The sequence below is a fragment of the Actinobacillus arthritidis genome (assembly GCF_029774155.1).
Taxonomy (GTDB): domain Bacteria; phylum Pseudomonadota; class Gammaproteobacteria; order Enterobacterales; family Pasteurellaceae; genus Actinobacillus; species Actinobacillus arthritidis.
In genome coordinates this window covers 94,498-120,688 of sequence record NZ_CP103833.1, presented here as the reverse complement: position 1 = coordinate 120,688, position 26,191 = coordinate 94,498, and the positions used below count along the sequence as shown (strand labels likewise).

The following is a 26,191-nucleotide window of genomic DNA, read 5'->3' as shown; positions in this document are numbered from 1 at the left end:
CTTAACCTTCCTTCTCGATCTTCTCTAACGCAAAGACGTAACATCGGACCGTAGTTATTTTTACCCGGGCAAACATAAGTACATAATGCTAAATCTTCTTCATCTAGCTCTAAGCAACCTAAGTTTTGTGCAGAATCGGTATCGCCAGCGGCTAAATCACGAAGTAATAACGTAGGAATAATATCTAACGGCATTACACGTTCATAGGCACCGATTGGAACCATCGCTCTCTCACCGCCATGAACAGCTGTCGTGAAGTTAAATAGTTTTTTACTAAAGTGACCTAACACGGTACGAGTAATAGAGAATTTATCCGAACCCGGCATAATCCAACCAATAAACTCTTTCTCACGACCTTCAGCAAGTACGGAAACTTGTAACGCATAGCGACCTAAATAATCAACCGGACCGGTTGCCGTTGCACCGCTTAAGACCGAACCTGAAATCACACGATTTTCACCTGAATTTAACTCGTTCGCAGTTAATTGAGAAAGATTTGCACCAAGACGAGTACGCACTAAACGAGGATTTTTCACTTGCGGGCCTGCAAGAGAAATAATACGGTCAGTAAATAATTCACCAGTAGTAAATAATTTACCGATAGCAATTACATCTTGATAATTTAAGTGCCAAACTTGTTTGGTTGCACCAACTGGATCGATAAAGTGAATATGTGTACCAACTAAACCAGCAGGGTGAACACCACTAAATGATTTAATCGTAATTCCTTCAATCGCTGGACTTAATGGAATATTACTGTCCGCATCTTTACATAGATATACTGGTTTTTGACCGTCAAATAAACGAGTTAAAACCGTTAAACCGAATTTAAAATCAGTTTCGTATTCTTTTAAAACAACTTCCGGATCTGCTTGCTAACGGATTTGTGTCCATTGCATTAACGAAAATTGATGACGGAATTGCATCTACCGCAGGGACCTTACTGAACGGACGAGTACGGAATGCAGTCCACAAGCCTGACGCAATAAGATTTTGTTTCACTTGTTCTGCTGATAAAGACGCTAATTGCGTAGCTTCATAGCAGTCAAAGGTAATTTGCTCATCACCCTCAACTTTAATCACGACTGACTGAAGAACACGTTTTTCACCACGGTTAATCGCAACCACAGTACCACTTGCAGGAGCAGTAAATACTACGCCCGGATTCTTTTTATCTTCAAAAAGAACCTGACCTTTTTTTACCGAATCGCCTTCACGAACTTTCATCGAAGGACGCATACCCACATATTCTTCGCCAAGCATCGCAACTTCATTAACGGTATTGCCGTTATGGATTACTTGTGCTGGTGTACCTGCGATAGGTAAATCCAAGCCTTTTTTGATTGTAATCATATTATTTGCACTACTTTTGTTGGGTTAAAAATATGATTGCGAAAAATCGCAATCGCTTCTCTTGAGCCGTAACCGATACAGAAATAAACGAATTCCCCCACCTATTTCTCACGTTACATAAAGTTCTCAAATCTGATTTAATTTGTTTTTTTCACAAACTAAAATAAACGAGCTATTTTAACTTAAAAAGCAGTCAAATATCCATAAGAAGACCATTTTTTTGTCCCTTAGCCCTTGAAAATTTGAAATAAATCAATATTTATTGCACAAACTTTTAACAAATAACTCTTAAGAGTTAAACGCTTTACTCGCATAAGCGGTACAATTTTCTGAACTTTTTGCAAACTTCGTAACAATTTAGATTTGTAAAATATTTGGCTAGAAAAAACAGCGAGTAAGGCGTAGAATACTTGATAAATTTAGTCAATTTAATAATCAATTTGGAAAGTAATAATGGAACAACAAGACACAATTCATATCTCGATTTCCGATGCGGCACAAGCTCATTTTCGCCGTCTTTTAGAACAACAAGAAGAAAATACCAATATCCGAATTTTCGTCGTCAATCCTGGCACACCTAATGCTGAATGTGGTGTATCTTATTGTCCGCCGAATGCCGTTGAAGAAACTGATACACAATTTGAATATAACGGTTTTTCTGCTTTTGTGGATGAAATCAGTTTACCGTTCTTAGATGAAGCGGAAATTGATTACGTAACGGATCCAATGGGCTCTCAATTAACGTTAAAAGCCCCGAATGCAAAAATGCGTAAAGTGGCAGATGATGCACCTTTTATTGAGCGTTTAGATTATGTAATTCAAACTCAAGTTAATCCGCAATTAGCCAGCCATGGTGGTCGAGTAACGTTAATTGAAGTGACTGAAGACAAATATGCAATTCTGCAATTTGGCGGTGGTTGTAACGGTTGCTCAATGGTAGATGTCACCTTAAAAGAAGGGATCGAAAAACAATTACTAGCGATGTTCCCTGATGAACTGGCTGGTGTAAAAGACGTGACTGAACACCAACACGGTGAACATTCTTACTACTAACTAACATAGAAAAAGCACGAGTTATTCAACTCGTGCTTTTTTTGTAACTTTTCAGCCAAATGTAACCGCTTGCGAAGCTAGAGTAATGCAGGATAACGTTGTTGAATTTCGTTCAATAAAGCTGTTTTATCTTGCTTAGAAAGAAAAGCCGCTTCTATCGCATTACATAAAAGTTGCTGTGCTTCTTCTTTGGTAAGTTGATAATCGCTTTCCAATAATTGAAATTCATTTTTCACATTGGTTTGCGAAACCGTCATATTGTCGCTATTTAGCGTTGCTACCACACTACGCTTCAAAAAAGTACGTAGCGGATAATCTTTCAAATGCTGAACCGTTTTAGTTTGCAAATTACTACATGGACACATTTCTAGCGGTGTTCGAGTATTAATTAATTTACACATCACTCTTTCTGACTGAATTGAGCGAATACCATGTCCAATACGCGATGCACCGAAGTTAAGTGCTTGCTCGACACTTTCCGCACCGGCGGCTTCTCCCGCATGAAGAGTAAACGGCACACCTAATTGATTCGCATAACTAAATTCTACTGCAAACTTTTCCGTTGGATACAACCCTTCCGCCCCAGCTAAATCTACTGCCACTACTCCGGCTTCACCTTTACTTAGATATTTATAGGCTAAGCGTACAGTTTCTAAATTTTCCGCCTGATTATCCGCCGCTCGCATACAACACAAAATTAAATTCGCTTTAAACAAACGTGTTTTTGCTAAACCGTCCTGTAAACCTTTGAGTCTTGCTTGTACTGCTTGCTCTTGATTCATATCTTTTCGGGTATGAAATTGCGGTGCAAAACGAATCTCAGCATAAAGCAACCCTATTTGATCCAATCTTTGTAATAAATCAGTCACGGATGAAGCTAAAGATTCGGGCGTTTGTAATAAAGAAATTGGTAGTTCAAAACAACGTAAATATTGATTTAAATCGCTACAATCTTTCGGGACAGAAATAAAAGGAAGTAGGGTTTTAGGATCACAGGATGGGAGTTGAATTTGCTGTTTAGCGACCCATTCAATCATCCATTGTGGTGATAAAGAACCATCTAAATGCAAATGTAGGTCTATCACCCCATATGTTGCTAAGTTTAAAGCCATATTGTCTCCTTAACTGTTATTGATATTTTATATATGGTTGCACAAAGATTACACAAATTTACGCAAAATAACAATATATAAAACAATAAGCGGTGTAATTTCCGAGAAATATTACAGATATAAAAACACCACCTTACGGTGGTGTTTACTAGATTTTAATTAACCTTCACAGCTAGAACAACTTAATAAGTTACGGTTAAACACTTGTGCCGCACTCATTGAGTATTGGTAATAAATTGATTTTAAACCGAGTTCTTCTGCAGTTAAGTACAATTGGTTTAAGTCACGAGCCGGTGTTGCCGGGTGAACCATGATATTAATACTTTGACCTTGGTCGATATATTTCTGACGTTGTGCCGCTTGCTGAATCACGCTTAACTGACTGATTTCAGAGAAAGTTTTGAACACTTCTTTTTCTTCGTAGGTTAATTGTTCCAAGTGCTGTACAGAACCGTCATTGTGTAAAATCGATTCCCAAATTTCTTCCGTATCTAAACCTTTTTCTTGGAGTAATTTCTCTAAGAACGGGTTTTTATACACAGTTTTGATTTTCGCTAAATCTTTCACATAGTAGTTAGATTTAAACGGTTCAACCGATGGTGATACGCTACCTAAAATAAAGCTACTTGATTTCGTCGGTGCAATACTCATTAAAGTCGTATTACGGCGACCGTAGCCTTTTAAAATTTCCGGTTCACCAAAGCGTTTTGCTAACTCTTGTGATGCTTTTAAGGTTTTCTCTTGTAACGTTTTAAAGATTAAATTGTTTTTTTGCATTGCTTGAAAGCTATCAAACGCAATGTTATTTGCTTGTAAATAGCTATGCCAGCCTAAAACACCTAAACCTAATGCACGATGGCGAGTTGCAAAGCGATTTGCTCGTTCTAAGAACGGCATATTTTGGCTTTTCTCGATAAACTCACTCATGACCACATCTAAGAAGTAAGTTAACACTTCAGGTGCATCCGTATCCTTCCACTCATCAAAATAGAGTAAGTTCATTGAAGACAAGCGACAAACGAAACTCTCGTCAGAATTAGACGGAAGCATAATTTCGGTACATAAGTTTGATGCGTGTACCGTCATATTTTTATCTTTATACACGTCCGGGCGACCAGCATTCGCATTATCTTTAAAGAATAAATAAGGAATACCTGTTTCGGTTTTACGTTGTAAAAGTTTTGCCCAAAGTTGACGTTTATACGGGTCACCCGCTTTCATTGATTCTAACCAATCATGACCGACACATACGCCGTAATACATTAATTGGATTGGGTTACCTTCGGTATGAATATCTAACCATTCGTCAATATCGCCGTGTTCAATATCGATATAACCGGCAAATTGGCCTTTACGTGACGTACCTTGAGAAATAACGTCAATCACCGTATCAAACAATTTACTAAAGTTGAATGAACCGTCTGATTTACCGTTATTTTTAATTGCTGAACCACGTGGACGAATATCACCGAAATAAGCAGACGTACCGCCACCGATTTTACTCATCATCCCCACTTCAGCGGTCGTCACCATAATTTCGTGGATTGAGTCCCCGATATAGCTCCCAAAACAAGAAATAGGTAAACCACGATCTAAACCGAAATTCGACCAAATCGGAGAAGAAAGTGAGAAATAACCACGTGCCATATAGTGATAGAATTTATCCGCATAACCTTCGATACCGAGTTTATGCTCCGCATGTTCAGCGATAAAACGAATACGCTCTAATGCGGTTGTTCCTTCAAGTAAGTAACCACGTTGTAAAAATAAGCGGCTATCTTCATTTAGCCATTCAAAATCAGGGCGAGTATTAGAATAAGTCATCTGCGGTAATCTGCTTCATTTTTTTGCTGTAATCAGTACTACGTTTGTTAAAGAAATCTGTTTCTTTCGTTGACAGGATTTCAATATCAAACCACTCAGTTTCTTTTAGTAATTCAGGATTTACATCGTATGGAGGCTCTAAACCTAGCGTCATTAACGAGTTGTTATAACGGCTACGAATATAGTTTTCTACCGCTTCACGACTAATAAAGCTTAAATCGCCTTCTTCAAAAATCCAATCTAAAATGCCACATTCCGCCTCAAATGCTTGAGTAGATAGGGTCTTTAATTCTTCAAAAAATTCCGGAGTGAAAAGCTCACTGTGTTCATCGCGTAAAATTTCGTATAACGCAATACCGAATTTACCATGAATTTCTTCTTCTTTTGATGTTGCTTCAACCGCATTAGAAATCCCTTTAAAGAGGTTTTTATGCTTATTGAACGACATCATAATTAAGAACTGACCGAATAATGAAATATGTTCTACGAAAAGAGAGAATAAAACGAGTGAAAGCACAAATTCACCTTTACCCGCATCTTTATCTTTCATGAACGATTCCATATAACGAATACGGTTCATTAACGGCTCAATGTCTTGGATTTGGCTAAACATTTCGTTTAAGCCTAATTTTTCTAATAAAAACGAGTATGCATCTTTGTGACGAACTTCCGACTCTGCGAATGTACCGCCGACATCATCCATTTCCGGTTTCGGGAAGTAACGATATAACTCTCCCCAAAAACGTTTTACATTTACTTCAACTTGAGAAATCGCCAACATCGCTCGTGTTAAAACGTGACGTTCATGATCATTGATATCAATACGATAGTTCTGAATATCACCAGTAAAATTAAACTCTGTATGTAGCCAATAGGAATGGCGAATCGCATCTTTAAATTCTAATAATTCAGGATATTCATACGGCTTGATATTCAAGCGTCTTTCAAAGAGATTTCTTTTTGACATAATTCTCTAGCTCAAAGTAAGGTAACAATAGGCGGCGATTTTAGGGAAATTTTTTTGCAATCACAAGTCTTGACAAACGCGCTTTTTAGTTAGTCTTTTGATTTATAAAGAAAAAATTTTTTGTTAATTTATAAATCAATATCTAGTGTTTTCTTAATAAAAATTTACTAGATATTGTATTGTTCTAATTATAACCAAATGCCCGATAAGCCCGATAAAACCGTGAATTTACAAGCGTTTTATAGTATGATGAAGGAAATTTTTATCCTTTTATAAGCGGTTAAATTTAGCGAAAATTTTACAAAAGATCAGCTAAATGACACCGCTTGTTATTTTTATTCGTGAACAACTTTATGCAAAATCAATTTTACCGCGGACGTTTTTCCGTTGCACCAATGCTGGATTGGACTACTCGCCATTGTCGCTATTTTCATCGCCAATTTAGCCAACACGCTTTGCTTTATACCGAAATGATCACCGCACCGGCGATCATTCACGCCAAATACGATCTGCTTGAATACGATCCGAGTGAAAATCCGGTTGCGTTACAACTCGGCGGTAGCGATCCGGCACAGCTTGCGCATTGTGCCAAATTAGTTGAAGAACGCGGCTATACGGAAATCAATTTAAATGTCGGCTGTCCTTCCGACCGTGTGCAAAACGGGATGTTCGGCGCTTGTTTAATGGCAAAAGCCGATTTGGTTGCCAACTGTATCAAAGCAATGCAAGATGCGGTGCAAATTCCGGTGACGGTTAAACATCGTATCGGTATCGATGACTTGGATAGTTACGCATTTTTGTGTGATTTTATTGAGAAAGTACAGCCGTATAGTAACGATTTTATCGTTCATGCTCGCAAAGCATGGTTGTCCGGTTTAAGTCCGAAACAAAATCGTGAAATTCCACCGCTTGATTATGAGCGTGTTTATCAGTTAAAACGTGATTTTCCGCATTTAAATATTTCAATTAACGGCGGTATTAAAACTGTTGAGGAAATCAAACAGCATTTGGCATTTGTCGATGGCGTAATGGTGGGGCGTGAAGCCTATCAGAATCCGTCATTATTAGGTGAAATCGATTCGCAAATTTTCGGTGAAAATCGACCGCTTGTTACCGCCCGTGAAGCGGTGGAAAAGATGTTGCCTTATATTGAAGCACAAACGCAAAAAGGGGTTTATTTAAACCACATCGTTCGCCATATGTTAGGTGCGTTCCAAAACTGTAAAGGTGCACGTCAATGGCGTCGTCATTTAAGCGAAAACGCCACTAAACAAGGGGCTGGCGTTGAAGTGGTTGAACAAGCACTCAGCTTCGTGCAGGAATAATTAAATTTGCTATTTCTCCCTTAAATTCAGATAATGTTTTTATTTGGATTTAAGGGAAAATTTATGAACGTTCATTGCGTCAATCCCAAAGGTAGCTTAGACCAACTATCTCACCTAGAGATGGAATTACTTACCAAAAAAGCCCAAGGCAATCTCTATTCTCTTTATCGCAATTGTTCACTCGCCGTACTTAATTCCGGTGCAATCACTGATGACAGTCGTGCGTTACTCAATCAATATCCTAACTTTGAAATCAATCTGCTGACCAAAGAAAAAGGGGTGTCGCTTGAATTACATAATCCGCCAGAGTCCGCTTTTGTAGACGGAAAAATGATTGTAAATATTCAATATCATTTATTTGCGGTATTACGAGATATTGTATTTGTAAATGCACTTTATCAATATATTGGGCAACACGCTTCTCCACAAGACAATAATAAATACATTACCAATCTTGTCTTTTCCATTTTACGTAACGCTAAAGCATTAGAAATCGGTTCGGATCCGAACCTAATTGTGTGCTGGGGTGGACATTCGATTAATCAAACCGAATATCAATATTGCCGTGCGGTCGGCACTGAACTCGGATTACGTCAATTCAATATCGTTACCGGTTGCGGCACGGGTGTAATGGAAGCACCGATGAAAGGGGCAACAATCGGTCACGCGAATCAACGTTATAAGCATAGTCGTTTTATCGGAATTACCGAGCCGTCTATTATTGCTTCCGAGCCCCCCAATCCGATCGTAACGGAATTAATCATTATGCCGGATATTGAAAAGCGTTTAGAGGCATTTGTACGAATGGGACATGGTATTGTGATCTTCCCCGGCGGCCCCGGAACATTGGAAGAATTGCTCTATATTCTCGGCATCAAGCTCAATCCGGCAAATAAAGCACAAAAACTGCCGGTCATTCTTACCGCACCAAAAGAAAGTGCCGCTTATTTTACCGCTATCGATCAATTTATCGGAGAAACATTAGGTGAAGAGGCACAACAAATGTATGAGATTATTATTGATGATCCAACATTGGTAGCACAAAAAATGGCAAAATCAATGAAAGAGATTAAACAACAACGTCTTGAGCTTGCCGATTCATATAGTTTTAACTGGTCTTTACATATTGCGGAAGAATTTACGCATCCATTTGAGCCGACTCATCATAATATGAGTCATTTAAATTTGCATTTTGAGCAACCAACCGAACAATTAGCGGCTAACTTACGGCGAGCATTCTCCGGTATTGTTGCTGGTAATATTAAACCTGCTACTCAAGATTTGATAGAGCAATTCGGCCCGTTCCAATTACAAGGTGATCACAAATTATTGGATAAAATCGACCGCTTGTTACAAACCTTCATTACTCAGCATAGAATGAAATTACCGACCGGCGAAGCCTATACACCTTGCTATCAAATCGTACCGAATAAATAGGAGATTCATAGATGTATTTACAACAAATTGAGATTTCCAGCTTTCGAGGTATAAACTACCTTTCTCTTGCACTACGTCCTAATATGGTACTTATCGGCGAAAATGCGTGGGGGAAATCCAGTTTGTTGGATGCACTTAGCTATATTTTCAATTTAAAAGATGAACTGTATCAGTTTCAAGAAGACGACTTCCATCTCAAAAACCAGCAACAAATACAACCGATTAAATTGTGTTTTACCTTTTGTGAAGAAGCATCCGATGCTTCTGCACAAAATGAGTTGCAATATCGAGATATACTGCACTTAGCAGAGGAAGGGTTACAAAAAGTATATTTACAAGTTACCGGTATATTGACTGAACAAGGTGTACAAACAATATATCAATTTTTAGATAGTCACGGCACAGCATTAAATATTGATAATCTCGAGCAAATTGTCCGTATTATTATCAATCAAACGCCAGTATATCGTTTTCGTGATGTACAATTAAATCCATTTGCTAACTTAGCCGCACTCTCTCAGTCCAATAATGTTACACAGCACGCATTATCGGATGAATTAACAGCACTCTCGCTATTGTTAAAATATTACTTCTTTAACAATGATATACACTCAGTCGATACTACGCTTGATACGGCTCAGCTATGGAATCAAGTTAAAGCGCTTTGCCAACATCTAAAACAAAATCAAGATCCTCAGCTCATTCAACAAGTTCGTACTCAGCTTTCATCATTATTCGTACTTCATCAAAAACATAAACAAATCAAAACGCCAATTATCTTATTTGAAGATCTCGAAGCACGTTTACATCCTCGTATGATTGCGATCTTTTGGGAATTGGTAAATTATTTACCGGTACAACGCATTACCACCACCAATTCGATGGAATTACTTTCTCAAGTGCCGCTACGAGAAATTAGCCGTTTAGTACGTTATCGAGATCATACCGAAGCATATTCGCTTGCACACAGTTCGTTGGGCAAAGAAGACCTACGTAAACTGACCTTTCATATTCACTACAATCGAGGTTTAGCTTTATTTTCTCGAGCATGGATTTTAGTCGAAGGAGAAACGGAAGTTTGGATTCTAACTGAACTGGCGAATTTACTGGATATTAACTTGGAAATGGAAGGGATTCGGATTGTGGAATTTGCCCAATGCGGCTTACGCCCGTTAATTAAATACGCCAAGGCAATGGGCATTGAATGGTATGTGTTGACCGATGGCGATCAAGCGGGTGAAAAATATGCCGATATTGCCAAGAGTATGTTGCAGGAAGATGAACATCCAAGCAAACATCTAACCGTCATTCCACGCCAAGATATTGAGCATTTTTTCTATCATGAAGGATTAAAAGAAGTATTTGTACGTCTTGCCCGTTGGCAACCGAGAGATCATAAATACCCGACCAAAACCATTATTAAACGAGCGATTCAGTACACCTCAAAACCGGATTTAGCGATTGCGATTTCAACTGAAATTAAACAAAGAGGCAACCAAGCGATTCCTCGTTTATTTAGAAAACTATTCATTAAAGTTTTGCAACTTATCAAAGAGCAATAAATAACAAGCGGTTAAATTTACAAGATTTTTTGCAAATTTAACCGCTTGTCTGATTCCAAATCCGCCATGGCTAGCGTCGAATTTCAAAGCGTTCGAATTGTTCCGAGCCTTGATAACTTTGTTCAATTAAATTACGCACAGCAGATGTCGGAGGGCCTTTTTGTAGCCAGTTTCTGAACAGCGCCATTTGCGCTTCACTCCCCATTGCAACCACTTCCACCGAGCCTTCAGGGCGATTTTTCACATAACCTTTAATGCCGATTTTTCCTGCCTCTTGTAGCGTGAAGAATCGAAAACCGACACCTTGTACATGTCCGGTCACAATAAACTGTTTCTGTTGCATAAGCCCTCCGCCAATTTCTACATTTTCAATTTAATTAAACGTGCGACATTTTCTGCGCTAGACTCCAAGTTTTCTCGTCCTTGTTTTAAGGTTTCTTCGAGTGAATTTAATTGACGAATAATCGGGAATACCGCATCAATGCCGTGCTGATAAACCACATTGTAATCTTCTCGTAAGCAACCGACAATCGCAATCACAGGCACATCAAATTGTTTTGCCGTTTTTGCCACACCCACCGGTGTTTTGCCGGCAATACTTTGTGCGTCCATACGCCCCTCGCCGGTAATCACTAAATCCGCATCTTGAATATGTTCCGCCAGACGAGTCGCTTCGATAATGATTTGTACACCTGCTTTAAGTCGCACATTCGGCAGTAATAATAAACCGCCGCCCATACCGCCTGCCGCACCTGCGCCGGCATGATTAGCAATCGCAATCCCTTGTTGAGCTAATGCGATATCCGCAAAATGCGCCAAAGCATTATCCAAGGTTTGAACCATCTCCGGCGTTGCACCTTTTTGTGGGCCAAACACTGCCGAAGCACCATGCTCATGCCGCATAACGGGTTATTTACGTCACACGCCACTTCAAACTCAACACTTTGTAAACGAGGCTCTAAATTTTCTAACGAAATCTGACTGATTTGTTGTAGCTGTTCGCCCCCAAAACCGATTTCCTCACCTGCGGCATTTTTGAAAGAAGCGCCGAGCGCTTGCAACATACCGACACCGCCGTCATTGGTCGCACTACCGCCAATACCCAACAGAATTTTCTTCACGCCCAAATCTAACGCTTTTTTGATTAATTCACCGGTACCGAAACTGGTAGTTTTAAGCGGATTACGTTGTTCAAAAGGCACAAGATGTAAACCGGAAGCCGCCATTTCAATAAAAGCGGTCTGTTTGTCGCCCGAAATGCCTAAAAAGCCTGTCACTTTATTACCGAGCGGCGCAGTCACTTCAACTTCTAACAGCTCACCTTTAGTCGCATCAATTAATGACTGAACCGAACCTTCACCGCCGTCCGCCATCGGTACTTTGATGTATTGTGCATCAGGGAAAATACGTCTGAAACCGCCTTCGATCGATTGCGCTACTTCAAGTGCAGTAAGACTTTCTTTAAATGAATCGGGAGCAATAACAATTTTCATATTTTACCTCTTAGAATAATTTAAACACACCAAATACCAAGGTTGAAACGATAGTCATAATTAAACCGACCGCTGTTTCATACGGAATTAATTTTAAGCGTTCTTTCATATCCATATTGACGCTTCCGCCGGTGGCGTGGAAGAAAGAACCGTGCGGCATATGGTCAAATACGGTCGCACCGGCGTGAATCATTGCCGCACCAGCCAATGCACTTACACCTAATTCAATTAAGGTTGCACTAAATACGTTTGACGCTACTACGGTACCGGCTGTAGTTGAAGCGGTTGCCAGTGACATTAACGCCCCTGAAATCGGTGCAAGTAAATAAGACGGTAAGCCTGAAGCGGTAAGCGCTTCAATTAACACATCTTTTAAACCCGAATTGGCAATAATACCGGCTAATGCTCCCGTACCTAATAACATCACAGCAACTGGTGACATTTTTAATAAGCCTGAAGTGGCAAATTGATTCACTTGTTTTAATTTGCCCATTGCCAACGCACCGACTAAACCGCCAAGCGGTAATGCGATAAGCGGATCAATTTTAATATCCGCAATAGGGCGTAATGCTAATAAGATAATCGCACAAAGCGGTGCCGCAATTGCCGGTAGGAAAGCGGGTAAATTTTGCAGATTATTTGCAGAAACTTCGTTATCCGCCACTTTTGAACCTTTATTGATCAGGCGTTTTGCTAAAAAATAAGTCAGAATAATACCGAAAATTGCCGGAATGATGCCTGCGACCATTACAGACGTGAGTGGTAAATGAAAAGCGTCTGAAGCCGCAATCGCATTTGGATTCGGTGACATTAAATTACCGGCTTTACCACCACCAATCATTGCCAATAAGATTGCCGGTTTGGATAAATTACCACGTTTCGCTAACGCTAATGCGATTGGTGAAACAGTAATAACTGCCACATCCACAAATACCCCAACAGCAGTTAAAATCATAGTGGAAAGCACTAAAGCAAGTAATGCACGGGTTTCGCCTAATTTTTTCACGATGGTTTCTGCAATGGTACTTGCCGCACCGGATTCAATTAACACACCGGCTAATACACCCGCGACTAAGATACGCATTACCGCAGTAGTAATTCCTTGTGCACCGCCGATCATTAAGCTCACGGTTTGCGACAGATCCGCCCCACCGATTAAACCGCCGACCAATGCCCCGATTAACATACCATATGCCGGCGGCACTTTTTTCAAGATAAGAACAATTGCCACAGAAAGGGCAACGACTGCTCCAATTGCTGTTACTGTTACCATAATAAACACCTATACGTTCATTAAAAAAGAATAATGTGTATTATCAATATTTAACACGAAAAGTCTTTAGTAAAAATAACAAAAAATAAACTTATTTACTCTATATTTTTGTTATTTCATACAAATTATTTAAGCAATGATGCACCTAAATAAAGCATAAATTTATCTTCTATCTTATTGAAAGATAAGGAAGTAATTTCTTCAATCTTTTCTAAGCGATAACGTAATGTATTTGGATGAATAAATAGTTTCTCAGAAGCGTGAGCAAGATCACAATTTGACAAAAAATATTGTTGCAAACTCTTAAATAAAACCGCTTTGTTATCTTGTGCAAAGAGAGCATTAAACGGCGACAATAATTCGCTACATTGCCAAGTTTGAGCAAAATCAGCTAAGAGCGCCGGTAATTTATAATCTGAAAAAAGCAGTATTTGTTTTTTTAATCGCATTTTTTCGGCATAGGCTAAGGTATGTAATGCAGTTTGATACGAAAAATGAACTTGATGAAAGTAGTCTACTTTTGCTCCAACAACAATTTTATATTCAGTATTACGCGTAATATCCGGTAATAATGACAATAAATTCCGTTCTTTATAGAGATGGTTAAATTCATCTTCGCTCATCAAAACAACCAATTTATCTAAATCAACTACGGCAAGTGCAAGATGTCTTGTATTTGCTTCTATATGGTTAAGCAAGCGTTGCAGTTTTTCAGAATCCGGCTGGTTTATCTTAACCATCAAGGTTATCGGTGCGTGACAAAAATCTAATTGAAAAAAGACCGCTTGTTGCTTAACTTCTGCTTCGCTTAAATTACCTCGCAAAAGTTGACGAATAAATTCTTCTTTATAACGCTGTTGCCAACGTTCCTGAGCGAGTAATACTGACTGCTCTACAATGAGTTCCGCTGCCATTTTGACTAACTCACCATACTGACGCACCTCATTAGGTTTACCGGAGATACCGATAACCCCGATAATATTTCCCAAATAAGAAATTGGTAAATTAAATCCCTCTCTTGCCTCATAATTCCACTGCTTTACAAGATGTTCATCAATTTCAACCGCCTGTTTATTACGTAGTACGATAATGGCTCCAGTATGACGCTCGCCTAAACGAGAGGGATTGCCCGATGCGATAATTATTCCATTCTCATCCATAACATTCACGGAATTAGGAATAATCTGCATAGTACGTTTTACAATCGCTTGTGCGGTAGGAATATCAAGTTTTAACATGGTTTTATGATCCTCTAATGATAGGAATTACCTTTTATTGTAACTAAATCAAAAGAAAAATGATTTAGGGCATCACGCTATAAAGTGGAATAAAGCATAGATAAGCGTCTATATATTCCTAAAACTTTAGAATAATATTCTACCTTATAGCAAAAACAAGCATTTTCCAGCTTCTTAAACAGCATAAAACACGCCATTTTTTATAAAAATAGCATTTTACATTCAAATAGTTAACGGTTATATTCCTTTACACCAGCGGTTGCTTTACACAAAAAGTAACAAATGTAACCGCACTTAATTCAAAATTAATTGCATTCACAATATTCATTTTAGAGTTGGACAATATTATGGCAAAAACACTATACGAAAAACTATTTGACGCACACGTGGTATATGAAGGCGCAGGTGAAACGCCGATTCTTTATATTAACCGCCATTTAATCCACGAAGTTACTAGCCCACAAGCGTTTGACGGTTTACGTGTAGCTGGTCGCCAAGTACGCCAAATTGGAAAAACTTTCGGTACAATGGATCACAGCATTTCAACCCAAGTACGAGATGTTAATAAACTAGAAGGTCAGGCGAAAATCCAAGTTTTAGAATTAGCCAAAAACTGTGAAGCAAGCGGTATTTCGTTATTCGATATGCAAACCAAAGAACAGGGTATTGTCCACGTAATGGGACCGGAGCAAGGCTTAACCTTACCTGGTATGACCATTGTATGCGGTGACTCGCATACTGCCACACACGGTGCATTTGGTGCATTAGCTTTCGGTATCGGTACTTCTGAAGTGGAACACGTACTTGCAACGCAAACCTTAAAACAAGCACGTGCGAAAAGTATGAAAGTGGAAGTGCGTGGTAAAGTAAACTCGGGTATTACCGCCAAAGATATTGTATTAGCGATTATCGGCAAAACTACTATGGCAGGTGGTACTGGTTATGTGGTGGAGTTCTGCGGTGAAGCGATCCGTGATTTATCCATGGAAGGTCGTATGACGGTATGTAATATGGCAATCGAATTTGGTGCAAAAGCCGGTCTAGTTGCACCGGATGAAACCACATTCGCTTACTTGAAAGGTCGTCCGCACGCACCAAAAGGCAAAGATTGGGATGATGCCATTGAATATTGGCAAACCTTAAAATCAGACGATGATGCAGTCTTTGATGCGGTCGTCACATTGGAAGCGAAAGATATTGCACCGCAAGTGACTTGGGGAACCAACCCGGGTCAAGTAATCGGTATTGACCAAATTGTGCCAAACCCACAAGAAATGGCAGATCCGGTCACAAAAGCCTCGGCAGAAAAAGCATTGGCATACATCGGTTTAGAAGCCAACACCGATATGAAAGATATCCCAGTGGATCAAGTATTTATCGGTTCTTGCACTAACTCTCGTATCGAAGATTTACGTGCGGCAGCGAGCAGTAATGAAAGGCCGTAAAAAAGCAGATAACGTAAAACGTGTATTAGTTGTTCCAGGTTCAGGTTTAGTGAAAGAACAGGCGGAAAAAGAAGGCCTAGATAAGATCTTTATCGAAGCCGGTGCAGAATGGCGTAATCCGGGTCGCTCAATGTGTTTAGGTATGAACGATGACCGTTTAGGCGAATGGGAACGTTGTGCTTCAACCTCTAACCGTAACTTTGAAGGTCGCCAAGGTCGTAACGGTCGTACCCACTTAGTTAGCCCAGCAATGGCAATGCAGCAGACAATGTTTGGTAAATTTGTCGATATTCGTCACGTGGAATTAAATTAAGGATAAAAAAATGGCAGGATTAAAACAACACTCAGGTTTGGTCGTTCCGCTTGATGCGGCGAATGTGGATACTGACGCAATCATTCCAAAACAGTTCTTACAAGCGATTACTCGTGTCGGCTTCGGTAAGCATTTATTCCACGAATGGCGTTATTTAGATGCGGAAGAAACCCAATTAAATCCGGATTTTGTGTTAAATTTCCCACAATATCAAGGGGCAACTATTTTACTGGCTCGTAAAAATTTAGGCTGTGGTTCTTCTCGTGAACACGCACCTTGGGCGTTAGCCGATTATGGTTTCAAAGTGATGATTGCACCAAGCTTTGCAGATATTTTCTATAACAATAGCTTAAACAATCATATGCTCCCAATTCGCTTAAGCGAAGAGGAAGTGGAAGAAATCTTCCAATGGGTATGGGCGAATGAAGGCAAACAAATCCATATTGATTTAGAAGCAATGACGGTAACGGTAGGTGACAAAGTTTACCATTTTGAATTAGACGAATTCCGCCGTCACTGTTTATTAAATGGGTTAGATAATATCGGCTTAACCCTACAACACGAAGATGCAATCGCGACTTACGAAAGCAAGATTCCGGCATTTTTGCGTTAATATTACATATAAAAAACGGCTTAAATGCCGTTTTTTTATTACTTAAATCTGAAACTTAGTCTTATCGCCAATATCAAAATGTAACGGCATTCGCCATTTTTGAATACTAAGTACCACTAATAATACTCCGCTTATCGTACTAACCACTTGGTATAATAATACCTGCTCCAACAATAATGCCAACCAAAGTACCGCTACGAGAAGCGGTTGAAAATTTAAGCCGAATACCCTAAAACAAAAATATTCTTTATAACTCAAACCACCAATCACTAATAGCATCGCTCCCAATGCAAGCATTGGAAAACCAAAGATTTGGCAAAGTAAGCCTATCCATGCAACAAATTGAAAAATAAAACGAAATTGCTTTAAATAAAGATGAAGTGAAGAGGCTAGCATCGCTCCGGCAATAAATAAACCGGATGAAGCCAGTTCAGTTTGATAGGGTAACAGTAACACCATCATACTTGCTACCACAAAGCCTAGACGATAAATAATAACAGTTAGATAATCCCAAAAATCCATAGGTGATTGAATATGTGGATCAGCCATTTTTTACTCCTTTTTATAAATAACAAGCGGTCAATTTTTCGCAAAATTTTGCAAGAAATTGACCGCTTGATAAAGAAAAGCCTTACAGCTTACGCTTTGTGACTATCTTGATAGTCTTTCGCCGCTTTTACGAAACCGGCAAATAACGGATGACCATCACGTGGTGTTGAAGTAAATTCCGGATGGAATTGTGCCGCCACAAACCATGGGTGATTCGGCACTTCAATAATTTCCACTAATTTACGGTCTGCCGATAAGCCACTCACTTTTAAGCCTGCCGCTTCGATTTGTGGTAATAAAGTATTGTTAACTTCATAACGGTGACGATGGCGCTCAACAATGGTTTCCGCACCATAAACTTCACGTGCTTTAGTACCTTCGATTAAGTGGCATTGTTGCGCACCTAAACGCATTGTACCGCCTAAATCCGAATCGTCAGAGCGTGTTTCCACATTACCTGACTCATCTTGCCATTCGGTAATCAAGCCAACTACCGGTTGTGGGCAATCTTTATCAAACTCAGATGAATTTGCTTGGGTTAAACCTGCTACGTTACGTGCATATTCGATTAATGCGATCTGCATACCTAAACAAATACCTAAATAAGGAATTTTGTTCTCACGTGCATATTGTGCAGTACGGATTTTACCTTCCACACCACGGTAACCGAAACCTCCCGGCACTAAAATCGCATCTAAGCCATGGAGTAATTCAACACCTTTAGTTTCAATATCTTGTGAATCAATATACTTGATATTTACCGTTAAGCGATTGGTTAAACCGGCGTGTTTTAACGCTTCGTTTACTGATTTATACGCATCCGGTAATTCAACATATTTACCCACCATACCGATGGTCACTTCACCGGTTGGGTTAGCTTGGCGATAAAGTACTTGTTCCCATTCGCTTAAATCCGCTTCCGGACAATCTAAACGAAAACGATCGCAAACGAAGCTATCTAAGCCTTGTGATTTAAGTAATTCAGGAATACGGTAAATCGAATCCACGTCTTTTAATGAAATAACCGCACGTTCCGGTACATTACAGAATAATGCGATTTTTTTACGCTCGTTGCTTGGAATCGCTCGATCCGAACGACAAATTAACACGTCCGGTTGAATACCGATTGAAAGTAATTCTTTCACTGAGTGTTGAGTCGGTTTAGTTTTCACTTCACCCGCAGTCGGAATATACGGCACTAAAGTTAAGTGCATAAATAACGTTTTTTCACGACCGACATCCACCGCTAGCTGACGTAACGCTTCTAAGAACGGTAACGATTCGATATCGCCTACTGTACCGCCGACTTCCACGATAACCACATCACGACCTTTACCGCCTTCGATCACACGTTCTTTAATTTCATTGGTGATATGCGGAATCACTTGGATTGTCGCACCTAAATAATCGCCGCGACGTTCTTTGCGTAATACTTCAGAGTAAATTTTACCGCTGGTAAAGTTATTCGCTTTGCTCATTTTAGAACGGATAAAACGCTCATAGTGACCTAAGTCTAAGTCAGTTTCCGCGCCGTCTTGCGTGACGAAAACTTCACCGTGTTGCGTTGGGCTCATTGTACCCGGGTCAACGTTGATATAAGGATCCAGCTTCATAATGGTTACATTTAAACCACGAGCTTCGAGAATTGATGCGAGAGATGCGCTGACAATACCTTTGCCTAAAGATGAAACAACACCGCCCGTCACGAAAATATAATTCGTTGCCATTTTGATCTGCCTTTGATAATCAGTTAAATAGATAAGAAAATTCGGAATGGATAGTAAAATAAAACTATCAGGACGGGAGCGTAGTATACAGTAAAAGGTATTTTTGTGCTATCGGAAAAATCAACAAGCGGTCAAATTTTATATATGATTTGCAACAAACATTCGACCGCTTACTTTTATAATGAATTAAACGCTTAATTCCGCTTCATCGCCACGATTTTGTAGCCATTGCTTACGGTCTTCCGCACGTTTCTTCGCCAGTAACATATCCATAATTTCAAAGGTATTCGGCTCGTTTTCTTCGGTTGTATCCAACTCATCCAATGTCAGTTGCACTAAACGACGCGTACTCGGATCCATTGTTGTTTCACGTAATTGGCTTGGGTTCATCTCGCCTAAACCTTTAAAACGCTGTACGTTCGGTTTACCTTTTTTCTTAGCTAGGCGAGCTAAAATCGCTTCTTTTTCCGCTTCATCAAGGGCGTAATGTACTTCGTCTTTACCGATATCAATCCGATAAAGCGGTGGCATTGCCACATAAACGTGACCATTTTTGACTAAATTCGGGAAATGACGCAAGAATAATGCACATAATAAAGTCGCAATATGTAAACCGTCCGAATCCGCATCGGCAAGAATACATACCTTACCGTAACGCAATTCATCTAAATTATCATTGTCCGGATCGATCCCAAGTGCTACCGCAATATCGTGAACTTCTTGAGAAGCCAGCACTTGATCGGAAGACACTTCCCAGGTATTCAGAATTTTGCCTCGTAACGGCAAAATCGCTTGATAATCTTTATCACGTGCTTGTTTTGCAGAACCGCCTGCAGAATCCCCTTCCACTAAGAACAGTTCGGTACGACTTAAATCTTGAGAAGTACAATCGGCTAATTTACCCGGCAACGCCGGACCGCTCACTAATTTTTTACGCACCACTTTTTTCGCCGCACGCAAACGACTTTGTGCCGAGGAAATCGCCATTTCAGCAATCAATTTACCGGTTTGTACGTTTTGATTGAGCCATAAACTGAACGCATCTTTAATCGTACTATCCACATAACTGGAAGCCTGACGAGAGGAAAGGCGTTCTTTAGTTTGCCCTGCAAATTGCGGTTCTTGAATTTTTAACGAAAGCACATAAGCACAACGATTCCACACGTCATCCGCAGTTAATTTGACACTCTTCGGCAATAAATTATGTATTTCACAAAACTCCACCATTGCTTTTAATAAGCCGTTACGTAAACCGTTTACGTGCGTACCGCCTTGTGCGGTCGGAATTAAGTTAACATAACTTTCAGCTAATAACTCGCCCCCTTCCGGCAACCACGTTAACGCCCAACTTACCGCTTCGGTTTCAGCGGAGACATCGCCAATAAACGGCGGATTTGGCAAACATTCAAACTCTTTTAATGCCTCGCTTAAATAGTCGGATAAACCGTCTTCGTAATACCACGTTTCGCTATTGTTATTGATATAGTCAACAAAGTTGATGGTTAATTTCGGGCAAAGTACCGCTTTGGCACGTAATAAGTGGCGTAAACGGCTGACCGAAAATCTCGGCGAATCAAAATATTTTGGATTTGGATAGAAACGAACGGTAGTACCAGTTTGTTTTTTCGGGCAACTGCCAATGACAGTCAACTCTTCAACTTTTACCCCATTTTCAAAGGCAATCGTATAAATTTCACCGTTACGTTTAATTTTGATTTCTACACGCTGTGAGAGAGCGTTTACTACTGAGATCCCCACCCCGTGTAAACCGCCTGAGAACGTATAGTTTTTATTGGAAAACTTACCGCCTGCGTGTAGCTTTGTGAGAATTAATTCCACGCCGGAAATTTTTTCGGTAGAGTGAATATCAACCGGCATTCCTCGGCCGTTATCAATCACTTCCAACGAATTATCCGCATGGAGAATCACATCAATTTGAGAGGCGTAGCCGGATAACGCTTCATCGACACTATTATCGATAACTTCCTGCCCTAAATGGTTCGGACGTGTGGTGTCGGTGTACATTCCGGGACGAAGTTGGACGGGTTCAAGATCTTTTAAAACGGTAATTTCATCAGCACCGTAGCGTTTATCAGACATGACTGGCTCTCTTTATGGACATAAAAACAGGCATTTTACTGGCAAATGCCTCATTTGTTGAGTAAAAAATGCTGTTCTAGTGATTTTTTGTTTCACCAAGCAGAGATTTTTTAATAAGAAAACTAAACCGACTGCCTTTACCAAATTCACTTTTTACCTGTAATTGAGAGCCGTCTTGCTCCAACGCATATTTAACAATCGCTAAACCTAAGTCAGCGCCACCAGTTTGATTACTGCGTGATTCGTCCACTCGATAAAAACGCTCGGTTAAATGCGGTAAGTGTGTTTCCTCGATGCCGACACCATTATCTGTAACACTAAATTCCGCTCCTTCATTACACCAATGCCAATTTACTTCAATCGTCGCACCATCACCAGCGTGTTTGACCGCATTATAAATTAAGTTGGAAACCGCACTTTGTAGCTGGTTTTCATCGCCCAACACAGTAATATTCGGAGTAATATTGAAAATGATTTGTTGCTTACTTTGATTCAAAAAATCCGCATTTTTCTGCAAGGCTAAAATCATTGATGACATTTCAACCACGTAATGTTCTTTACTGGAAGAGGTTTCAATTTTTGCCAATAAATTCAGCTGATCCAACAAATTTCCCATACGTTTAGCTTGGGATTGCATTGTCTGAATGCTTTTTTGCTGTAATTCGGTTTCAGCTTGGGCTTCCAGTAATTCCAAATAACCTCTCAATACGGTCAGTGGCGTACGCAATTCGTGATTCATATTATTCAAAAACGTCTGTCTGGAATGTAATAAACGAATAACTTGTGTTACATCGCGAGCAATAATTAAATAGCTCTCGCTATCGTAGTCATTTATATGAAATTCGATATAACGCTCATCGGTCGTCATCAGAACAAGCGGTCTTTTTTTCTTATTTTTATGAAAATACTTCTTAAATTCCTCATAAAAAATCACATTAAACACGCTTTTTTCGACTTTCTTATTCCAGTAAAAACTCAAAATTTCCTGAGAAGCATTATTACACCAAATAATATCGCCAAGATGATTACAAATGATGATACCGTCCGGTAAATATTGAATATTTTTATTTAATTTAGAAAGCAGACGTAAGGTTTTCACTTTTTCCCGTCTGTTACGTCTTTGATAAAAAGCGACCGTTTGTGACACGTGTTCCCACGTGGTTAGCACCTTACGGCTTCGTTTACGGTTCGGATCAATTAAATTTAATAAGCGGTGTTCATTATAATTATGCCAGCCCAATAACATAACCAATAACGTTATTGCCCAAGTCACAAAATCCCAAGCAAATAAGCTACAAAAATAGGCGATGCCTAATGCTAATAGGGTTTCGACTATAAAATTTTTACAGAAAAAATGGATTCTCATTGATGATCCTGAAAGTGATTGGAAAAACGATAGCCAGAGCCTCGCACCGTTTGCACATAACGTTCAAAGCCATAAGGCTCTAAACTTTTTCTTAAACGGCGAATATAAGAATCGACCGTTCTGTCTTCCACATAAATATCATTGCCCCACACAAAATCCAATAATTGTTCTCGACTATAAACTTTTTCCGGGTGGGTCATAAAGAAGTGTAATAATTTATATTCGGTACTGCTTAAACTAATCTCTTTTTTCTGGAAGGTAACCCGTTTAGCATTTTGGTCTAAAATCAGATCATCAAGATTAATCACATCATTATTTTGATAAGTACGTCTAAGTAAGGCTTCGATGCGAGCGATCAACACTTTAGGAGAAAACGGTTTGGTGACATAATCGTCCGCACCAGTATTAAGGCAAGTAATGCAATCATCTTCCGAGCTACGTGCGGTGAGCATTAAGATAGGAATTTGAGCAGTGTCGTCCGACTTTTTGAGATATTGAATAAACTGGATACCGGAACGCCCCGGCAACATCCAATCCAGCAAAATCAGTTTTGGTTTTTCATCTAATTTTTTTACTGCACTCTGATAGTCTTCCGCTTCAATTACCTGATAATTTTGTTGTAGTAAAAACAAGGCGATCATCTCTCGAATCGCTCTTTCATCTTCGACAATCAGAATTTTCTCATTCATCTTCTGCTCCTAACCTTTTGCTATGAATAAGCGGTCAAATTTGACAAAAAATTTGCAAAATTTCAGCAGAAATTAACCGCTTGCCTAGCTCAATTCAAGCTAAATTTAACCCATTCGACCTCGGATATAATCTTCGGTACGCTGGAATTTCGGTTTATCAAAGATGTGCTTGGTTTCGCCAAACTCGACTAACTCACCTAAATACATATAAGCGGTATAATCCGAACAGCGTGCCGCCTGTTGCATATTGTGGGTCACAATCGCCACCGTGTAATCGTGTTTTAATTCACAAATCAATTCTTCAATTTTCATGGTGGAGATCGGATCAAGTGCCGAGCAAGGTTCATCTAACAACAAAACTTCCGGTTTGACCGCAATACCACGGGCAATGCACAAACGTTGTTGCTGACCGCCGGATAAACTGTCGCCACTTTGATGTAATTTGTTTTTTACTTCGTTCCATAACGCCGCTTTAGTTAATGCCCATTCTACACGATCATTTAATTCCGATTTCGGTAATTTTTCAAATAAACGGATACCAAATGCCACATTGTCATAAATCGACATTGGGAACGGTGTCGGTTTTTGGAACACCATACCGATTCTAGCTCGAATTAAGGCAATATCGGTTTCAGTGGTTAGCAAATTTTCACCTTCAAACAAGATTTCCCCTTGTGCTTTTTGATTCGGATATTGTTCGAACATTCGGTTTAAAGTTCGTAATAAAGTCGATTTACCACAGCCGGAAGGGCCGATAAAAGCCGTCACTTTATTTTTCGCAATGCGTAAATTAATGTTTTTTAAAGCGTGGAAATCGCCATAGAAAAAATCTAAATGATTAATCGCAATTTTGGTATCTGGTAGTGAAATTAATTCGTTACTCATTGCATTTCCTTATCGTTGTTTTTGATTAAAAAAGATACGGGTCAAAATATTAAGGCATAGCACAAACCCAGTAATTAATGTCGCACCTGCCCAAGCAAGGTTATTCCAATCTTGGAACGGACTCGCCGCATATTGATAAATCACCACCGGTAAGTTTGCCATTGGTCCATTCATATCCCACGAGCTAAATTGATTTGAAAGTGCGGTAAATAGAAGCGGTGCGGTTTCTCCCGAAATACGGGCAACGGCAAGTAACACACCGGTAATAATCCCCGAACGTCGCTTTATAACAAACCATGGTAATCATTCGCCATTGCGGACAACCTAATGCCACCGCCGCTTCACGCAAGTTATTTGGAATCAGATTTAACATACTGTCGGTGGTACGTACCACCACTGGAATCACTAACAATGCTAAAGCAAAAGAACCCGCCCAGCCTGAATAGTGTTTCACGTGCGATACATAAATCGCATAGATAAACAACCCGATAATAATTGATGGTGCTGAAAGTAAAATGTCATTCAAAAAGCGTGTGACTTTCGCCAATTTACTGTAACGTCCGTATTCGGCTAAGTAAGTCCCAGCTAAAATGCCAATTGGCGTGCCGATTAGTGTGCCGAACAACAACATCATTAATGAGCCGATAATCGCATTACTTAAACCGCCTACTTCATTTGGTGCCGGAGTCGGTAAGGTAAACAGGGTCAATGAAAGTTCCGGAATTCCTTTTTGAATTAAAGTAAATAAAATCCAGCCTAGCCAAAACAGCCCGAATCCAACCGCAAAGAAAGAGACGGTGAGCATTACTTTGTTGACACATTTACGGCGGTAAAAACGCCCATTTTTATTACGATGCATTATTTATTTCCCTCTTTTTTGCTCATTCTTAAAATCATTAAACGAGAAATACTGAGTACCACCGTAGTAATTAAGAATAAGATTAAGCCTAATTCCATTAATGCCGATTTTTGTAAGCCGGTCGCTTCATTAAATTCATTCGCAATCGCAGAGGCAATCGAAGCAGATGGAGAGAATAATGAGTCAGGTAGGTTAAATGCGTTACCAATCACAAACGTAACCGCCATGGTTTCACCCAATGCACGCCCTAGCCCTAACATCATACTGCCGACCACACCAGCTTTGGTGTAAGGCAAAATAATTTTCCAAACCACTTCCCAAGTAGTCGACCCCAAACCGTATGCACTTTCTTTTAACATTGGTGGTACTACACCAAATACTTCTCGCATCATTGAAGCGATATAAGGAATAATCATAATTGCCAACACAAGCCCAGCGGTAAATAAGCCGATGCCGAACGGTGCGCCGGAAAACAGTACACCAACCAATGGCAAATCGCCTAGCACTTCAATTAAAATCGGTTGGATATGTTCTTGGAAAAGTGGTACGAAGACAAATAAGCCCCACATACCGTAGATAATGGAAGGAATAGCGACTAGCATTTCAACCGCAACGCTAATCGGACGCTTTAGCCATTCCGGTGCAAGCTCGGTTAAAAATACAGCAATCCCGAAAGAAATCGGCACGGCGATAAGTAAAGCGATAAATGCAGAAATTAAAGTGCCGATAACCGGAACAATTGCACCATAACTATCATTGTTCGGATCCCAATCATTGGTCCATAAAAAGCTGAATCCGAAACGGGTTAACGATTCCCAACTGCCAATAATCAATGAGATTAAAATCGCGACCAACATCGCAAATACAAGCCACGCAAAAAATTGCGTTGTATGCCTAAATAAACCTTCAATTAAAGGATGATTTAAGCAGGTCGGTTTATTAAGATTTGGCATAAAATAAACTCCAATGTCTTTATCTTGGTGCTTATTTTAAAAAAAGAATATGACA

18 protein-coding genes and 4 pseudogenes are annotated in these 26,191 nt (G+C 39.7%); 6 read left to right on the top strand and 16 right to left on the bottom strand.

The genetic code is table 11. The annotated features are described in order from the left end of the window. Position 1 precedes the first annotated feature (1 nt). A pseudogene (locus NYR89_RS00580) lies at positions 2–1,353 on the bottom strand (Na(+)-translocating NADH-quinone reductase subunit A). 453 nt (positions 1,354–1,806) lie between these two features. Between NYR89_RS00580 and nfuA the strand changes: the two are divergent. After that, entirely contained in the window at positions 1,807–2,406 is a 600-nt protein-coding gene (gene nfuA, locus NYR89_RS00575) for a Fe-S biogenesis protein NfuA (protein ID WP_279445899.1), read from the top strand. A gap of 77 nt (positions 2,407–2,483) precedes the next feature. On the opposite strand, the gene add is transcribed toward nfuA, so the two are convergent. From add to NYR89_RS00560, 3 genes are all read right to left on the bottom strand, one after another. After that, positions 2,484–3,518 (bottom strand): adenosine deaminase, encoded by a 1,035-nt coding sequence (gene add / locus NYR89_RS00570; protein ID WP_279445898.1) that lies wholly within the window; start codon positions 3,516–3,518, stop codon positions 2,484–2,486. Positions 3,519–3,677: 159 nt separating this feature from the next. Beyond that, the gene (locus NYR89_RS00565) at positions 3,678–5,342 is read right to left on the bottom strand and encodes a ribonucleoside-diphosphate reductase subunit alpha (RefSeq protein ID WP_279445897.1); all 1,665 of its coding nucleotides are present in this window, start codon (positions 5,340–5,342) and stop codon (positions 3,678–3,680) included. After that, positions 5,329–6,309, bottom strand: coding sequence for a ribonucleotide-diphosphate reductase subunit beta (locus NYR89_RS00560; RefSeq protein WP_279445896.1), 981 nt, complete (start codon positions 6,307–6,309; stop codon positions 5,329–5,331). The genes NYR89_RS00565 and NYR89_RS00560 overlap by 14 nt, the downstream gene beginning before the upstream one ends. 353 nt (positions 6,310–6,662) lie before the next feature. On the opposite strand from NYR89_RS00560, the gene dusA reads away from it, so the two are divergent. The 3 genes from dusA to NYR89_RS00545 all read left to right on the top strand — a co-directional run bounded on the left by dusA (position 6,663) and on the right by NYR89_RS00545 (position 10,633). Next, positions 6,663–7,634, top strand: a complete 972-nt coding sequence (gene dusA / locus NYR89_RS00555) for a tRNA dihydrouridine(20/20a) synthase DusA (RefSeq protein WP_279445895.1) — start codon at positions 6,663–6,665, stop codon at positions 7,632–7,634. A gap of 63 nt (positions 7,635–7,697) precedes the next feature. Then, complete coding sequence (ppnN, locus tag NYR89_RS00550; RefSeq protein WP_279445894.1) at positions 7,698–9,071, top strand: nucleotide 5'-monophosphate nucleosidase PpnN; 1,374 nt, start codon at positions 7,698–7,700, stop codon at positions 9,069–9,071. A gap of 11 nt (positions 9,072–9,082) precedes the next feature. Further along, the gene (locus tag NYR89_RS00545) at positions 9,083–10,633 is read left to right on the top strand and encodes a DUF2813 domain-containing protein (RefSeq protein WP_279445893.1); all 1,551 of its coding nucleotides are present in this window, start codon (positions 9,083–9,085) and stop codon (positions 10,631–10,633) included. Positions 10,634–10,703: 70 nt separating this feature from the next. Here NYR89_RS00545 and NYR89_RS00540 read toward each other — a convergent pair whose 3' ends face one another. The 4 genes and pseudogenes from NYR89_RS00540 to NYR89_RS00525 form a co-directional block, all read right to left on the bottom strand. Continuing rightward, a complete protein-coding gene (locus tag NYR89_RS00540; protein WP_279445892.1) occupies positions 10,704–10,976 on the bottom strand; it encodes an acylphosphatase in 273 nt (90 codons plus the stop codon). 17 nt (positions 10,977–10,993) lie between these two features. Continuing rightward, positions 10,994–12,126 (bottom strand): annotated as a pseudogene (locus NYR89_RS00535) (glycerate kinase). A gap of 10 nt (positions 12,127–12,136) precedes the next feature. Further along, positions 12,137–13,399: a GntP family permease gene (locus NYR89_RS00530; protein WP_279445891.1), complete on the bottom strand. Its 1,263-nt coding sequence runs from the start codon at positions 13,397–13,399 to the stop codon at positions 12,137–12,139. Between the two features lie 125 nt (positions 13,400–13,524). Next, entirely contained in the window at positions 13,525–14,589 is a 1,065-nt protein-coding gene (locus tag NYR89_RS00525; protein ID WP_279446680.1) for a CdaR family transcriptional regulator, read from the bottom strand. 395 nt (positions 14,590–14,984) lie between these two features. On the opposite strand from NYR89_RS00525, the pseudogene leuC reads away from it, so the two are divergent. Both leuC and leuD read left to right on the top strand, forming a co-directional pair. Further along, positions 14,985–16,395 (top strand): annotated as a pseudogene (leuC, locus tag NYR89_RS00520) (3-isopropylmalate dehydratase large subunit). A gap of 10 nt (positions 16,396–16,405) precedes the next feature. After that, the gene (gene leuD / locus NYR89_RS00515; RefSeq protein WP_279445889.1) at positions 16,406–17,008 is read left to right on the top strand and encodes a 3-isopropylmalate dehydratase small subunit; all 603 of its coding nucleotides are present in this window, start codon (positions 16,406–16,408) and stop codon (positions 17,006–17,008) included. A gap of 42 nt (positions 17,009–17,050) precedes the next feature. Here the strand turns inward: leuD and NYR89_RS00510 are convergent, their stop codons facing one another. From NYR89_RS00510 to pstC, 8 genes and pseudogenes are all read right to left on the bottom strand, one after another. After that, complete coding sequence (locus NYR89_RS00510) at positions 17,051–17,557, bottom strand: DUF2301 domain-containing membrane protein (RefSeq protein WP_279445888.1); 507 nt, start codon at positions 17,555–17,557, stop codon at positions 17,051–17,053. A gap of 89 nt (positions 17,558–17,646) precedes the next feature. Then, a complete protein-coding gene (gene pyrG, locus NYR89_RS00505) occupies positions 17,647–19,284 on the bottom strand; it encodes a glutamine hydrolyzing CTP synthase (RefSeq protein ID WP_279445887.1) in 1,638 nt (545 codons plus the stop codon). 186 nt (positions 19,285–19,470) lie between these two features. Beyond that, a complete protein-coding gene (gene parE, locus NYR89_RS00500; RefSeq protein WP_279445886.1) occupies positions 19,471–21,384 on the bottom strand; it encodes a DNA topoisomerase IV subunit B in 1,914 nt (637 codons plus the stop codon). A gap of 76 nt (positions 21,385–21,460) precedes the next feature. Continuing rightward, positions 21,461–22,750, bottom strand: coding sequence for a phosphate regulon sensor histidine kinase PhoR (phoR, locus tag NYR89_RS00495; protein WP_279445885.1), 1,290 nt, complete (start codon positions 22,748–22,750; stop codon positions 21,461–21,463). Next, positions 22,747–23,439 (bottom strand): phosphate regulon transcriptional regulator PhoB, encoded by a 693-nt coding sequence (gene phoB, locus NYR89_RS00490; RefSeq protein ID WP_279445884.1) that lies wholly within the window; start codon positions 23,437–23,439, stop codon positions 22,747–22,749. The genes phoR and phoB overlap by 4 nt, the downstream gene beginning before the upstream one ends. 105 nt (positions 23,440–23,544) lie before the next feature. Further along, the gene (gene pstB, locus NYR89_RS00485) at positions 23,545–24,324 is read right to left on the bottom strand and encodes a phosphate ABC transporter ATP-binding protein PstB (protein ID WP_279445883.1); all 780 of its coding nucleotides are present in this window, start codon (positions 24,322–24,324) and stop codon (positions 23,545–23,547) included. A 9-nt stretch (positions 24,325–24,333) separates the two neighbouring features. Further along, positions 24,334–25,183: pseudogene (gene pstA / locus NYR89_RS00480) on the bottom strand (phosphate ABC transporter permease PstA). Beyond that, positions 25,183–26,136 (bottom strand): phosphate ABC transporter permease subunit PstC, encoded by a 954-nt coding sequence (gene pstC, locus NYR89_RS00475; protein ID WP_279445882.1) that lies wholly within the window; start codon positions 26,134–26,136, stop codon positions 25,183–25,185. Before pstC ends, pstA begins: the two are co-directional and overlap by 1 nt. Positions 26,137–26,191: the final 55 nt, after the last annotated feature.